Here is a 15,533-nt window from a genome sequence, read left to right on the forward strand (position 1 = left end):
GCTATATCCTGATTTTAAAGGTATAGCCTTTTTATTTTCATCTTAATGAATTTTAAATCACTTAAAAAATCATTACTTCTGTTTGTATTATCAAGTAGTGTAATTACAGGTTTAGCGCAAAGTAAAACAACTAGTATTTACCACGATAAGTGGATAGATTTTAACAAAAATGGGAAAAAGGATGTTTTTGAAGATCCGCAACAAACTGTAGAAGCTAGAGTAAGCGATTTGCTTTCGCAGATGAATGTGGATGAGAAAACCTGCCAAATGGCTACTCTTTACGGTTATCATCGTGTGTTAAAAGACCAATTGCCAACACCTGAGTGGAAAAATGAGATATGGAAGGATGGTATTGCCAATATTGATGAACATTTAAATAGTTTACCATTTAATCCGGAAGCGAAGTCTGAATATTCATTCCCATTTAGTAAACATGCTGATGCTATTAACCAAGTTCAAAAGTGGTTCATAGAACAAACCAGGCTGGGTATCCCGGTTGATTTTACCAACGAAGGCATTCACGGTTTAAACCATGATAGGGCAACGCCTTTGCCTTCTCCAATAAATATCGGGAGTACTTGGGATAAATCAATGGTAAGAACTGCTGGCGATATTGTGGGAAGAGAGGCCAAAGCTTTAGGTTACACCAATGTTTATGCGCCAATTTTAGATGTATCCAGAGACCCAAGATGGGGAAGGGTAGTAGAAACTTATGGTGAAGACCCGTTTTTGATTGCAGAATTGGGTAAGCAAATGACTTTGGGCATACAAGAAAACGGAGTGGCATCAACAATAAAACATTTTGCTGTTTACAGTATGCCAAAGGGAGGAAGAGATGGTAGTGTAAGAACAGACCCTCACATTACGCCTAGAGAATTGCATGAACTTTATCTATATCCCTTTAGAAGAGTGATCCAAGAAGCTAAACCTTTAGGTGTAATGAGTAGTTATAACGATTGGAATGGAATGCCTGTTACAGGAAGTGCCTATTTTTTAACAGAATTACTAAGAAAGCAATATGGCTTTACAGGTTATGTTGTCTCTGATAGCGAAGCTGTTGAGTATTTATTTACCAAACATCATGTTGCTAAAGATGTGGAAGATGCGGTAAGACTGGCTATAGAAGCAGGACTGAATGTTCGCACCAATTTTTCTCCTCCAGAAACATACATCCTCCCGCTTAGAAATCTTATCAAATCAGGTAAAGTTTCTATGGAAACCTTAAATTCTAGGGTTGCTGATGTTTTAAGAGTTAAATTTAAGTTGGGTTTATTTGATCAACCTTATGTAAACGATCCAAAATTATCAGATAAAAAAGTGCATACACAAGCAGACGATGATTTTGCCTTGCAACTCAATAAAGAATCAATGGTGCTTTTAAAAAATGAGCCATACAAAAATGAGCAGCAGCCAATTCTTCCTTTGGATAAGAATAAAGTGAAAAGTATTTTGATAACTGGGCCTTTAGCCACAGAAACCAATTATGAATTGAGTAGGTATGGTCCTTCTAACAATCCGGTAACCTCTGTTTTAGATGGGATAAAAAACGAAGTGGGCAGTAAAGTGAAAATCACTTATGCAAAAGGTTGTAATGTGGTTGATGCAACTTGGCCAGAAAGCGAAATTATCCCAACGCCATTAACTAACGAGGAACAAAAGGAAATTGACAATGCTGTTGCCGAAGCTAAATTGGTAGATGTAGTTATAGCTGTAGTTGGTGAGGATGAAAAAAGGGTAGGTGAAGGCCTTTCAAGATCGGGATTAGATTTGCCAGGAAGGCAGCGACAACTGCTGCAAGCGCTTTATGCCACCGGTAAACCAATTATAATGGTAATGGTAAACGGACAACCTTTAACCATCAACTGGGAGAACAGATATCTTACAGCAATTTTAGAAGCTTGGTTTCCAGGAGCACAAGGTGGAAAGGCTATTGCTCAAACCTTGTTTGGAGAATACAACCCAGGAGGTAAATTGCCAATGACTTTTCCAAAAAGCGTAGGTCAGATTGAGCTTAACTTTCCCTTTAAAAAAGGTTCACAGTTAGATCAACCAGGTCCAAAAGTTTATGGTAAAACAAGATTGAATGGACCTTTATATCCTTTTGGATATGGTTTAAGTTATACCAGTTTTGAATTTAAGAATCTAAAAATCAATCCTTCACAAAGCTTTAACCAAGGAGATATTTCTATATATGTTGATGTTACCAATACAGGTAAATTAAAAGGCGATGAAGTTGTGCAACTTTATATCAGCGATGAGCAAAGTAGCCTAACCACTTATGACTCCGTTTTGAGAGGTTTTGAAAGAGTAAGCCTTTCTCCAAACGAGACAAAAACGGTAGAGTTTAAACTAAAACCTAATGATTTGGCCATTTATGATAAAGACATGAATTTTGTAGTTGAACCGGGAATGTTTAAAGTTAAAATAGGTAATTCCTCGCAGGATATTAAACTAACCAAAGAACTAGAAATAAAGAATAATTAATGAAACCATCTAAATATTTTTATACAAAAATTAATTATAGTGCTATAATATTTTTGTTATTCTTTATCATTAATCCATTTTATTCTAATGCTCAAACCAAAATAAGCCCTTATTTATTTGGAGAAAATGCTTGGGCCCCTAATGAGATTTTTAAGGTTCAAGATCAGATTAAAAAAGTTAAATATCAAGTAATTAGGATAGGCGGTAATGGATATGAAAACTCTGGCTTTGTTTATCAAGAGGCTATCAAATTGATAAATTTTGCGAGGTCTGTAGGTGCAGAGCCAATTTTTCAAATCCCTAGGCAGCTTAAAGACAATGATAAAGCCTTTAAAGCCATTGAGTATATTAATGGCAAGATGAAGGAGAATATCAAGTTATGGTGTATTGGTAACGAGCCAGATCATCATAATCAGTTAGCAAGTCCAGAAGAAGTTTCAAATTATTTTAAAAAAATAAGTGAACAAATAAAAAGATATGATCCCAAGGCTAAAGTAATGGGATTTGATTTAGCGTCTTATAAACCGTTATACTTAAGCCGTTTATTGGGTGGCGATTTAGATGTTACTGGTAAAATCCCCGGTAAAGATTATTATTATTTAGATGTAGTTACTTTTCACGGCTATAATTTTCCAGACATTAGCAAATTTGAAAAAGAAGTAAATCAGCTTCAATCTACACTAAAAGGCCTTAATAAATCAAGACCAGATTCGCAAAAGCTAAAATGGGCAATAACAGAATTTAACTCTCATTGGATAGTTGATCCTAAGTTGGGCGAAGATTATATGCCTTTTAATTTTCATAACGGACAATTGTATGCCCAAGTTTATGATTTAGGGATGAGAGCAGGTGCTTTTACAATTTGCCCTTGGAGCATGTTAGAAGGTGGTGCCCATAGATCGGGTACTGATTTGAGTTTGTTTGATGAAGAAGACGGCAAATATTTGCCTCGCTCAAATTACTATCATACCATGTTGCTTGCCCAAAATTTTAGAAATAACTATTTAAAACACAGCGCAAATACATCTGATTTAAAAATCATCCCTATGGGAGATGATAAGGGTCTATCCATAATGATCCTTAATATTAGTAAAACCCAATCTCATGTCTATACATTAGCTTTTGATGATACGTTGAAAATTAAAAGTGCTTTTTCAATAAATGCCAATATTAATCAAACTTATATAGATAGTATAGGTGCAGAAACTACTCAAATGTTACTATTTAATACTAAAGGAGAATTGATTAAAAAGTGGAGCTATAATAAAATTCAAGCAGAAGCAATGGAATCTCCGGTAGAAGAAAAGTAAATCTCTTAGATGTTTTTATTATCATCAATGTACATTTAGACCCTCCATTAAGAATATTAGCACCCCTTTTAAATGGGTGTTTTATTACACATTTGTTAATGTATTAAGAACTTAACTTGGTACATAAAACCAATTAACAATTTATTTTAATCATTTTTTGTTTTGATATGATACTATATCTATAAGCTAACAAAAAAATGATGACCAATTAAACGAATCTAAAAAACATGAAAAAAATCTTGTTATCATGTGTGGTATTAGCATTAATTGCTACGGCTTCATGTAAAAAATCATCAGAAACACCAAAGCTTATTCCAATCCCACCGGTTGAAATTCCACCAGTAATTTCTAACAAAAAATTAATTGAGGTTGCAGATTTTAAAATTGGGGCAGCTGTTAAAGTAGCATCATTACAAGGCGACGCTTCTTTTGCAAGTACAGTTAAATCAGAGTATAATCAGATCACTGCAGAATACGAAATGAAAATGAATTTCATTTGGACGGCAGATAACGTTTATGATTTTTCAAAGGTTGATTATTTAATAAACTTCGCCCAACAAAATAATTTGGCTGTTCATGGGCATGCCTTATTATGGTATCAGTCGTTTCCAGATTGGTTAAAAAACGCTGGACTAGATAGCGTTGCTTTTGAAAATAAAGTAAAAACCTATATACAAACCTATGTTGGAAGGTACAAAGGTAAGGTTAGAAGTTGGGATGTTGCCAACGAAATTTTTAATGATGATGGAACCCTACGTGTAGAATCTCAAATTCAAGGAAGATTTAAAGATCCAATTGGTTTTGTGGGCAGATGCTTTAAATATGCACATGATGCTGATCCAGACGCAAAACTTTTCTATAATGATTACAATGTAGTGTTAGCATCTGGCAAAAGAACAGCTATGAAAAACATGGCTATAAGATTTAAAAAAGCAGGTGTACAGATTGATGGCTTGGGTGAGCAATTTCATTACAGAATATCAACAAGCCAATCTCAAATTAACTCTGGTTTTGCAGATTTGGCAAGTTCTGGCTTATTGATACATATCTCAGAAGCAGATTGTAAAGTAAATGTTAATGACTCTCCTGCTTATGTACTTAATGATGTTGACAAACAAAAACAATCTGATTTCTTTAAAAATATAGCTAAACTTTATAATGCTTTACCGGCCAATCAAAAGTTTGCCATTACCACTTGGGGCGTTACTGATAAAAGCACCTGGTTAAGAAATAGTACCAATGGAAATAAAGAATACCCATTATTATTTGATGAAAATTATAATAAAAAACCAGCTTACACTGGATTTCTTGCGGGTTTAAATTAATAATTGGTATTAAAATAATGAAGACTCTATTTCTAGTATGTTTTCTTATGGCATCTTTTTCTATTTGCTTTGCACAAAAGGGAATAGGGCTTCAACAAGTAGATACCAAAAAATCAAAAAATGATACTACATGGGTAAGCTATAGTGCGAAAACATTAGCTTCTTTAAAGCATTTTAAAATGCAAAAAGAGCCTCCTCTAAATTCTTATGGTAGCTGGGAAGTTAATCAAGAAAAAAGTACAGGTTTCTTTAGGGCTCAAAAAATTAAAGATAGATGGTGGATCATTGATCCTGATGGTTATCCTTATATAAATAAAGGAGTAGCTGTTTTTCGTCCTTTTTCTTCGGATTATCAAGAAAAGGAAATGTTGAAGAAATACGGTTCTGAAGAACATTGGTATCAGAAAGAAAGTGATTTTTTAAGAAGCGAAGGTTTTAACGGATTAGGTGCTTGGTCTGATGTTGATTTGGTAAGGGATAGCAAAAAACCTATGGTTTATACTGTAATTGTAAATGCTATGGGAAGCTATAATGCTGCAAATATCAAACGTTTTGGCGGAAAGTATAAAACTGCTGGTTGGCAAGGCTATCGTTTTGATTTGGTAATGGTTTTTGATCCAGAGTTTGATGCTTATTGTGACGCAGCCTTTAAAGATGTAGCTAAGTATAAAGATGATAAATACCTCTTAGGTTACTATTCAGATAATGAATTGCCATGGAAAACAGACGCTTTGGATATCTCATTAAAAAATTTAGCCAAAGACGAGCCAGGTTATATTGCCGCCAAAAAATGGCTCGATGAAAGAAAAGGTAAAGACGCAGGCCTAAATGACATTACAGAAGAAGATAGATTGGCATTTTCTGGCCTCTATTTTGAAACCTACATGAAGAAAGTAACTACAGCATTAAAAAAATACGACCCTAATCACATGTATTTGGGCTGTAGGTTTAATCAACAAGAAGGGAACGAGCTTACAAATCCAACATTGTTTAAAGTAGCCGGAAAGTACATGGATATCATATCTATTAATCATTACCGTAAATGGGAACCCGATGCTACCCAAATGAGTAACTGGGAGAAATGGAGTGGAAAACCTTTTTTAATTACAGAATGGTACACCAAAGGAGAAGATTCTGGATTAAAGAATAATACAGGTGCAGGATGGATTGTTAAAACGCAACAAGATAGAGGATATTTTTACCAAAATTTTGTCTTAGACCTCTTAAAAAGCAAAAATTGCGTAGGTTGGCATTGGTTTACCTACCAAGATAATGACCCTAATAATTTAAAAACTGATTCTTCTAATCTCGATTCAAATAAAGGCATTGTAGATACCGATTTTAATAGATACGACCCACTTTTGAACCAAATGAAAATACTTAATGATCAGGTTTATAATGTGATTCAATATTATGATTCTTCAGCCAAAAAATAGTTAATATTAAGTTTTAGATCAGATCAACTGTTTAAAAATATCTTTAAGTACACACTATACAATTTATTAATTGCTTTACTGTAATTATGGATAATAATTATAGTTTATTGGCTTAATAATTTAATTCATTTAAATGGAAGATTACAAATTAGAAGCGGCAAAAGCTTCCCTAGGTTTTATTTCCGAAGGGCAAAAACTAGGTCTTGGTGCGGGTTCATCAATTTTTTACCTGATAGATATCATCACAAAAAACGAAGTCTTATCACAATCTTTATCATTTGTTTCATCCTCTTTTAAAACACGACAATATTTGTGTGAAAAAGGATTAAAATCATCTTCAAATATAGAGAATTTAGCTATTTATTTTGATGGCTGTGATCAATTTGATATAAAGCTCAATGCTTTTAAAAGTGGTGGAGGAATTCACACTAGTGAAAAAATAATGGCTTCTATTGCTAAAGAATTCATTTTAGTTGGAGATGAAAGTAAATTTGTTGAAAAACTTGATCATACCCATCCATTAGTAGTAGAGGTATTACCTGAAGCATTATTTCTTGTACTTAAAAAGATCCAAGCAAATTATCCAGAATGTGTTGCAACTGTGAGAATGGCTAATCAAAAAGATGGTGCTGTTATTACAGAAAATGGGAACTTACTTATTGATATTAGATTTCAAACCATTCCTGATTTAGCTGAATTAAATATTAAGGTTAAAATGATACCGGGCATAATAGAGCATTCCTTATTTTACGGATTAGCAACTAAAGCGATAATTGCAGGAAAACAAGGAATTAGAATTATTAAGCCTAGTTATGAAAGAGCTAAAATTTAGAATGTTTTAAAGCAATTAAAACTAAGTTTTGAACAAATGTATACCTATTAAGAATCATACGGTCTCTTTTTAAACTTTTGAACGGAGTAAATTTGAATATAACCAAATTATAAACAATCCATTTTTAGAATAAAAAATTAAATTATTAAGAGTTTTTAAAAATATTATTCGGGTTTTATTTTTAGAAACCTGATTTGTTTAAAAGTTAAAATAAGAGAATTGTAATTGATTATTAAAAAATATAAAACTTAAGAAAAATAATGATGAGAAATTTATTAAGATTATTTAAAGAGAACAAAAACAATCGTTATAATTTTTATGGCGATAGAAAAATTACAGTTGCCATGTTACTTTTAATGATTACCTGTAGTATAATCTCGTGTAAAGCTAAAAAAGCAACAACGCTGGTAGTGCCAGATTGGTCTTTACCAAGTTCATCAACTCATAAGCAAGTTCCTCCGCCTGCAGATTTTCATCGGGCTACAAAAACCTCCAATAAACACATTGGTTTATTTGACGGACAGAGTGATGTAGGTGCGGCGCTTATTCCGGGTTCCTCTAGTTACGATCCTACATCAAAAGAATATACCATCAATTCTGCCGGTTATAATATTTGGTACACGAGAGATGAATTTCGGTTTTTATGGAAAAAAATGTCTGGTGATGTTTCCTTAGCTGCCAATGTTAAATTTCCTGATGCAGGAGGTTTTATGGATAGAAAAGCAGTAGTTATTATTAGGCAAAGTCTTGATGATGATTCTGAAGAAGCTATGGTAGCCCGTCATGGTGGTGGTTTAATGCATTTGGCCTGGAGACCAGAAAAAAATAAAATGATTTTGCAGATGAAAGTTCCAGAGCAAAGTGCAATGCGTATAGGGATAGAAAAGCGAGGCGACTCTTATTCAATGTTTGTAAGCATGAACGGAGAACCAATGCATCAGTTAGGGAACCCTATTCAACTTCATCTTAAAGAGCCTTTTTATGTGGGAATCGGTTTTTGTTCACATGTTCCAGACAAGTTGAATACTGCAATACTTTCTAATGTGGTATTAGAGAATGCAGCGGGTAAATTGAAATAAAACAAGTATTTTAAAAATAGTCAATAAAAGTATTCTATCTAATTTTGTTTACATCAAACACGGATTAATTATTATGAGAAACAAAATTCTAATATGTTGCTCCTTATTTGTTATAGTTCTTTTTTCACAAGCTTGTAATTCAACTAAAAAAGCAAGTGAAAAGAAAGCTGCTTCTAACACAGAAAGGGCGATGCTTAAAGCGTTAGAGTGGCAAGAAGCACATCCCATTGTAGAAAAATCACCAAAAGACTGGACTAATGGAGCATACTATACAGGAGTTGCTAAAGCTTACGAAGCAACCAAAAATCCTGAATTTTTGAATGCGTTAAAGGGGATGGCTGGTAAAAATAATTGGGAACCCTATATCAGAATAAATAGTGCAGATGATATTGCAATTAGCTACGCTTATATTTATCTCAAATCTATTCATGATAAAGACGCAAACTTAAAGCCTACAGAAGAATTTATAAAAAAGCATTTAGCCTATAAAAACATCAAAGACCCTAAAAAACCTTTATGGTGGTGGTGTGATGCGCTATTTATGGCACCTCCGGTTTTAACAAAATTAGCTAAAGTAAATAATGACCCTACGTTGTTAGATGCTATGTATAAAAATTATAAAGAAACTTATGATTTGCTTTATGATAAAGAAGAACATCTTTTTGCCAGAGATGATAGGTTTATCTGGACAGGTGCAATTGCAGACAAAAAAGAAAAAAATGGCAAAAAGATATTTTGGTCACGAGGCAATGGATGGGTTTTAGGTGGTCTTGCTTTGATTTTAGAAGATATGCCTAAGAATTATATCCACAGACCATTTTTTGAAAATTTATTTAAAGAAATGTCTGTTAAGGTTAAAGAATTACAACAACCTGATGGTTTATGGACTACCAGTTTACTATCTCCAGAATCTTATGATCATACAGAAACTAGTGGAAGCGGGTTTTTTACTTTCGGAATTGCTTGGGGAATTAATAATGGATTATTAAATCCTTCTGATTTTAAATCAGTTTTAAATAAAGCTTGGCCGGCATTATTAAAAAATCAAAAACAAGATGGTATGGTAGGGTTTGTACAAGATATAGGCTTTGATCCTAGGCCTGCAACAGCAGAGAGTTGGCAAAATTACGGTACCGGCGCATTTTTGTTGGCAGGTAGCGAAGTTTTAAAAATGAAATAATTTCTAACATTGAGTCTTTGTTAAAAGTTTAAGTGTTAGAAATTATCTATACTCCCAAGGTTTAAAATAACTTTATAATCTGTTTTCGAATTTTTTCTCTAAATAAACTACTTAAATAATAATTTCAATTCCCTAAGTTCTTCAAAATAAATCGCATAAGATTTATTATTTTGATATCGAGTAGAATAATGAAAAATCTAATTTTTTTATACAAATGTATGCCCAATTAGAAACAAATCGTATCCTTTTTCACTACTCTTTACTGTTAAATTTGAATATCTGCAGATATAATTAATTTATTTAAGCATTGTTATTAAATAAGTTGCCCAACTTGTTTAATAAATTAATGTCAACCAATTTAAAATTAAATAAAATGAAACAGCAATTCAAAAAATTAGCTATTGTAGCTATTGGTGGTTTAATATTGCCATTTATGGCGTGTAAAAAATCGCAAACTTTTTCTAATGATTCGCAACAGCCCAATACTGAGGGTAACCTAAAGACAGATGGAGTTACTGCTTGGGAAACTGTTCTTTGGGATGGTTTTGATAATCAAAATACTTTTGATAGTCATTTCATAAAAACGGGTAACCGTAGTGATTATAATTCTGATATTTGTCACTATGATTCATCAGTACCAACCCTTTCTTCCAAAGATGGTAAACAGGTTGTGGTGCTAACTGCTACAAAAGTTAACTCCAACTATTATAAATCAGGCCATATAAAAACTTATCTTACATTTAAACCCGGTAACAACCAAGAATATCGTGTAGTTTCACATATTAAGTTAATTGCTATGGACGGTTCAAACTATAAAGGCTTTGGACAAACTTATGGTGCTTGGCCAGCTTTTTGGACTGTAAATGAAGATGCTGGCGTTTGGCCTAAAAAGGGCGAAATTGACATTATGGAAGCTTATTCTAGACCTGGGGACAGCCAGGGAAGACCAACAAAATTTGCAAGTAATTTATTTTATGGTACTCAATTTAATAGTAATCTTTTAGGCACTACTTGTGAAAGAACTTATAATCCTAATCCGGTTTCAGAAGGGTGGCATAAATATGAAGAATATTGGAAAAATATAAACGGAGTAATTACAGTAACCACACGTTTAGATGATGTTGATCAAGGTACCTATTATAATAGTAGCAATAGTAACCTCCAGCTACAAAATTTTGGGCCACATAATATTATTTTTAACCTTTGCGTTGGAAGTAACCTAAATAAAAACATATTTAATAACAATCAAATCAATTTATTTAGCCAAACAATGATGTGGATAGATGATGTGCTTGTGCAAAAAAGAAGTATTTATTAATAAAATTGCATAATTAAGATACAGTTCGTTTTTGCTTTTCGATCATCGAATTGTGAAAATGAACTGTTTGTTTTACTGTAAAATTTGTGTAGATTGTATAATAAGATTTCTGTTCTAAATCGTTTGAAATTTATATGTTATCACGTATTGTTAAGCTAATATTATTAACGTTAATACCGTTTTATATTAATGCCCAAGATATTAACTTTAAGCATATATCTTTTAAAGAAGGGTTGGCACAAAGCCCGATTTCTACTTTTTTGCAAGATGAAAAGGGATTTATTTGGTTTGGCAATTTCAAAGGCCTTACCAGATATGATGGTTATGAATTTAAGACCTTTAAGGCAGACTACAAAAATCAAAGCACCTTAAGTCATAATAGGGTAAACGTAATATTCCAAGATAGTGAAAAACGAATTTGGATAGGCACAGCAAATGGCCTAAATCTTTACGATCAAAAATACGAGACCTTTAAACACGTTGATATTCTTGATATTAAAGGAGGAAGAAATTATGTATCATCCATTGTTGAAGATAAGCAAAAAAATATTTGGGTAGGTACATTTGGAGGATTAAAAAAACTTAATGTAAAACAACTATCTTTTGAAGATATTCCCAATAGCTTAAATGATGGTGCTTTACAGAAAAGTGTAATTTTTTCACTTTATTCAGATAAAGAAAATAAAATTTGGATTGGTACAGAAACTGGCCTTAAACAGTTTGATCCAGTAACCCAAACAGTACTCCCTCTCCCCCAAGTGTTTTTAAGTGGACAAAATTTCGCCTCAAATAGAATTTTGGTTACAAAACAAGATTTGGAAGGGAATTTATGGTTCGGAACAGAAATATCCGGAGTATTCAAATACTCTAAAACAGAAAATAGCTTAACTAACTATGGCTACTCTGTAAATAAAAATTCATTAGCAGATAATTGGGTAAAAGATATACTCGTTGAGGATAAACAAAATATATGGTTTGCCACTAGAAAGGGGATAAGTATCCTCAATACTACTACCCAAAAATTTTCTAATTATAAACATGACCCCCTAAACGCCAACAGTTTAATTGATAATACCGTATGGAGCTTTTTAAAAGATAAAGCTTCTTGTGTTTGGGTTGGTACGCTTTCTGGTGATATTGATTTTTATTATAAAGGCAATTCTAATTTTGAAAATATTGCAGATTATTTGGGTGAGCCTATCGGGATAAACCACACATTAATAAATGCTATCATACAAGATAAGGATGGTTCATTGTGGGTGGGAACCTATGGTGGAGGACTACACCATATCAATAGAAAAACAAATGAAAATCAATCGTTTCATATTAAGTCTAAAACAACAGAAAAGCCAGAAAACGGGATTAAATCACTGGCAGATGATGGCAAAGGTAATTTGTGGGTTGGTACTTCAGATGGTCTCGCAATTTTTAACAAAGAAACTCAAACCTATAAATATTATAACTATTTTAAAAATAACTATGCTAAAAATGAAAACCCCATACTATGTGTTTTACCAGACGGAGAAGGTTCTTGGATTGGGTTTGATGGAGGTGGTTTAAGATATGTTTTACAAAATGGTAATACAGCTATATTCAAATTTAGACCATCAAATTTGCCTACCAAAACAGGTCTCAATTTTTATTATGAACCAAATATTTATGTAAGTTGGGCACTGCCTAAAGAGTTTTTTGCATTTAGAACCGCTCTTCCTGAAAATGAAATAGCCGACAATTTTGTTACAGCTCTACTCAAAGACGGAGACAATTATTTGTGGATCGGAACACAAAACGGACTTGATTATTATGATAAAAAGGCAGATAAAATTTTAAAACTATATCAAAAGGTAGGAGATACCCCATATCAATTAACCAATAGCAATGTTACTACCTTATTTAAAGACTCTAAAAATAGATTATGGGTAGGTACAGAAGAAGGTGGGTTAAACTATTTGGATAAAACAACCAACAGATTTTACAATGTAGGTACTAAAGAAGGCTTAAAAGATAATGTAATACATGCCATTGTAGAAGATTTAAAGGGCAACCTTTGGGTTAGTACAGATTTGGGGATTTACCAAATCGTTTTCAAAAAATTTGAACTTCCTTTTAACAAAGAAAATTTATCAATTACTCAATACACTTCTAATGATGGTTTATCAAGTAATCAATTCTCTACGCAAGCCGGTTTATTGCTCAATACCGGAGAAATTGCCTTCGGTGGAATTAAGGGTTTATCCATATTTTTCCCTCAAAATATTTTAAAAAACACCAAAACGCCAAAAGTGGTTATTACCAATTTATTAGTTAATAATAAAGAATTAAAGATTGGAGGGTCAAATCCGCTTTCATCATCAATTTTAGAGACTAAAAACATTACTTTACCATATTATCAATCTAATTTAAGTATAAAATACGCCGCCTTAAACTATATCAATCCTGAAAACAATAAATACGTTTACAAATTAAAAGGCTTAAAATCTGCTGATGATTGGCAAAATGTGGGTAACCAAAGAGTAGTTAACTTTGCTAATCTTACTCCAGGATCATATATTTTTATGGTTAAAGCTTCAAATAATGATGGGGTTTGGAGCAAAAAGATTAAAAGTTTAAAAATCACTATACTTCCACCTTGGTGGTTAACATGGTGGGCATACCTAATCTATTTTCTTGTTTTTTGTGGGATATGTTACATCATAATAAAATTTCTAAGGAACAGAGAGACATTAAAACGTAATCTATACATAGAGCATTTACAAAATGAAAGACAAAATGAGCTGTATAAAATGAAGCTTAATTTCTTTACTAATATCTCTCATGAATTAAGAACGCCGCTAACACTTATACTTGGTCCCATAGAAAAATTAATTCATGAAAATGAAAATCCGGCCTCTTTAAAATCATTAAACCTAGTAAAATCTAATGCGAACAGATTAATGAATTTAGTTACCGAATTGTTAGATTTTAGAAAAGTTGAGGAAGGCCACATGAAACTATACTGGAGCTATAAAGACATTATAGTTTTTTGCGATGATGTTTATAAATCATTTGAGGCATTAGCTGCTTTTAAAAATATCAACTATCAATTTGAAGCACCTTCTAAACCTATTTATGTTTATTTCGATAGCGGTCAGCTAGAAAAAGTTGTTTTCAACCTATTATCTAATGCTTTTAAGTTTACAAATGATGGAGGAAGAATAACATTAAAAGTTGGTTTGAATGAAGCAAACACAGACATGGTGCAAATAACCGTGATTGATAATGGAAAAGGAATAGCTAAAGATTTTGAAGAGAAATTATTTGACAGTTTTTTTCAAATAGATGATAGAGGAACAGAGAATATTGGAAGCGGTATTGGACTTGCACTAGCAAAAAGTATTATGGAACTCCATAAAGGAGAAATAAAAGTATTTAGCTCAGAAGATCCAAAAAAAGAAACCTCTTTCATTATTTTATTAAGGTTGGGCAAGTCACATCTTAAAGAATCGGATATTTTTGAAGAAGAGTTGATAAGAAAAATTGATGACGTTGATCAAAATATAGAATCCATTAAACAAGAAGATATTGACAATACCAATGCTGAGGTAACCCAAAAGACCTTCAAAATAATGATTGTAGAGGATAATGATGAGGTGCGAGGCCTTCTTGCTGATAGTTTGAAAGAAAACTACCATATTGTAGAATGTGAAAATGGTCAGATAGCCCTTAATTGTTTAGAAAAAGAACTTCCAGATCTAATTGTAAGTGATGTAATGATGCCTGAAGTTGATGGACTTGAACTCTGTTTAAAAGTAAAATCAAAAGAAGATAGTAACCACATCCCTTTTATTTTGCTAACGGCAAAAGGATCGGAAAAAAATCAGATATCTGGTTTAAACATTGGGGCAGATATTTATATCTCAAAACCTTTTAGCCTCCAAGTTTTAAAGCTGAACATAAGAAACCTTCTAAAAGCCCAAGAAGTTTTAAGAGAAAAATTTAGCCAAAGGATTGTTTTAGAGCCAACCAATTTACCAGTTACCACTTCAGAAGAAAAGTTTATTAATAAACTGATGAAAATTATTGATGAGAAGATAGAAGATTCTTATTTTGATGTAAATGAACTGGTTAAAGAAATTGGGATGAGTAGGGCTGTTCTTTACAAAAAGGTACATACGCTCACTGGTTTCTCAGTTGCAGATTTAATCAAACAAATGCGGTTAAAAAGAGCAGCTCATTTGTTTAAAACAACTTCTTATAACGTTACAGAAATTACCTACATGGCGGGTTTTAATCATAGAAAGCATTTTAGTAAAGAGTTTAAAAAGCAATATAATATGTCTCCCTCAGAGTTTATAAAAGCTAATAAAGAAGAAGTTTAATATTATTTAACGGCTTTTAGGCTTTAAAGAGAATGTAAAATAAACTGTTTAAAAAGATTAGAGTTAAATATTATTCAATCCTTCCTATTTAATTTACAAATCAAACTTTTAACTCTCATATTGTACATTTAAGACCTATTTTAAGCATAAATGCACACCCTCTCAATTCTTAATTAAAAGATATTTGTAAAGTCAATAATAAATTTATTGG

At 32.4% G+C, this 15,533-nt stretch carries 9 protein-coding genes; all 9 read left to right on the forward strand.

The features are described 5' to 3' along the window. Positions 1–45 precede the first annotated feature (45 nt). The 9 genes from I5M32_RS13220 (at position 46) to I5M32_RS13260 (ending at position 15,322) form a co-directional block, all read left to right on the forward strand. Positions 46–2,484 carry a glycoside hydrolase family 3 N-terminal domain-containing protein gene (locus tag I5M32_RS13220; protein WP_200587156.1) on the forward strand — a complete coding sequence of 813 codons (2,439 nt, stop codon included), beginning with the start codon at positions 46–48 and terminating at the stop codon, positions 2,482–2,484. Then, positions 2,484–3,794, forward strand: coding sequence for a hypothetical protein (locus tag I5M32_RS13225; protein ID WP_200587157.1), 1,311 nt, complete (start codon positions 2,484–2,486; stop codon positions 3,792–3,794). Before I5M32_RS13220 ends, I5M32_RS13225 begins: the two co-directional genes overlap by 1 nt. Before the next feature lie 227 nt (positions 3,795–4,021). Then, complete coding sequence (locus tag I5M32_RS13230) at positions 4,022–5,119, forward strand: endo-1,4-beta-xylanase (protein WP_200587158.1); 1,098 nt, start codon at positions 4,022–4,024, stop codon at positions 5,117–5,119. 17 nt (positions 5,120–5,136) lie between these two features. Next, the gene (locus I5M32_RS13235) at positions 5,137–6,555 is read left to right on the forward strand and encodes a hypothetical protein (protein WP_200587159.1); all 1,419 of its coding nucleotides are present in this window, start codon (positions 5,137–5,139) and stop codon (positions 6,553–6,555) included. Between the two features lie 133 nt (positions 6,556–6,688). Next, complete coding sequence (rpiA, locus tag I5M32_RS13240) at positions 6,689–7,387, forward strand: ribose 5-phosphate isomerase A (protein ID WP_200587160.1); 699 nt, start codon at positions 6,689–6,691, stop codon at positions 7,385–7,387. A gap of 260 nt (positions 7,388–7,647) precedes the next feature. Next, positions 7,648–8,466: a hypothetical protein gene (locus I5M32_RS13245; protein ID WP_200587162.1), complete on the forward strand. Its 819-nt coding sequence runs from the start codon at positions 7,648–7,650 to the stop codon at positions 8,464–8,466. 73 nt (positions 8,467–8,539) lie between these two features. Beyond that, positions 8,540–9,646 carry a glycoside hydrolase family 88/105 protein gene (locus I5M32_RS13250; protein ID WP_200587164.1) on the forward strand — a complete coding sequence of 369 codons (1,107 nt, stop codon included), beginning with the start codon at positions 8,540–8,542 and terminating at the stop codon, positions 9,644–9,646. A gap of 373 nt (positions 9,647–10,019) precedes the next feature. Then, the gene (locus tag I5M32_RS13255; RefSeq protein ID WP_200587165.1) at positions 10,020–10,964 is read left to right on the forward strand and encodes a glycoside hydrolase family 16 protein; all 945 of its coding nucleotides are present in this window, start codon (positions 10,020–10,022) and stop codon (positions 10,962–10,964) included. Between the two features lie 134 nt (positions 10,965–11,098). Next, a complete protein-coding gene (locus I5M32_RS13260) occupies positions 11,099–15,322 on the forward strand; it encodes a hybrid sensor histidine kinase/response regulator transcription factor (RefSeq protein WP_200587166.1) in 4,224 nt (1,407 codons plus the stop codon). Positions 15,323–15,533 lie beyond the last annotated feature (211 nt).

This window comes from Pedobacter segetis (assembly GCF_016623585.1).
GTDB classification, from domain to species: Bacteria; Bacteroidota; Bacteroidia; order Sphingobacteriales; family Sphingobacteriaceae; genus Pseudopedobacter; species Pseudopedobacter segetis.

Bases quoted from the DNA above. Each gene is read 5' to 3' on its own strand.
- I5M32_RS13220 (WP_200587156.1), top strand. From the start codon at position 46: ATGAATTTTAAATCACTTAAAAAATCATTACTTCTGTTTGTATTATCA.
- I5M32_RS13225 (WP_200587157.1), top strand. From the start codon at position 2,484: ATGAAACCATCTAAATATTTTTATACAAAAATTAATTATAGTGCTATA.
- I5M32_RS13230 (WP_200587158.1), top strand. From the start codon at position 4,022: ATGAAAAAAATCTTGTTATCATGTGTGGTATTAGCATTAATTGCTACG.
- I5M32_RS13235 (WP_200587159.1), top strand. From the start codon at position 5,137: ATGAAGACTCTATTTCTAGTATGTTTTCTTATGGCATCTTTTTCTATT.
- rpiA (WP_200587160.1), top strand. From the start codon at position 6,689: ATGGAAGATTACAAATTAGAAGCGGCAAAAGCTTCCCTAGGTTTTATT.
- I5M32_RS13245 (WP_200587162.1), top strand. From the start codon at position 7,648: ATGATGAGAAATTTATTAAGATTATTTAAAGAGAACAAAAACAATCGT.
- I5M32_RS13250 (WP_200587164.1), top strand. From the start codon at position 8,540: ATGAGAAACAAAATTCTAATATGTTGCTCCTTATTTGTTATAGTTCTT.
- I5M32_RS13255 (WP_200587165.1), top strand. From the start codon at position 10,020: ATGAAACAGCAATTCAAAAAATTAGCTATTGTAGCTATTGGTGGTTTA.
- I5M32_RS13260 (WP_200587166.1), top strand. From the start codon at position 11,099: ATGTTATCACGTATTGTTAAGCTAATATTATTAACGTTAATACCGTTT.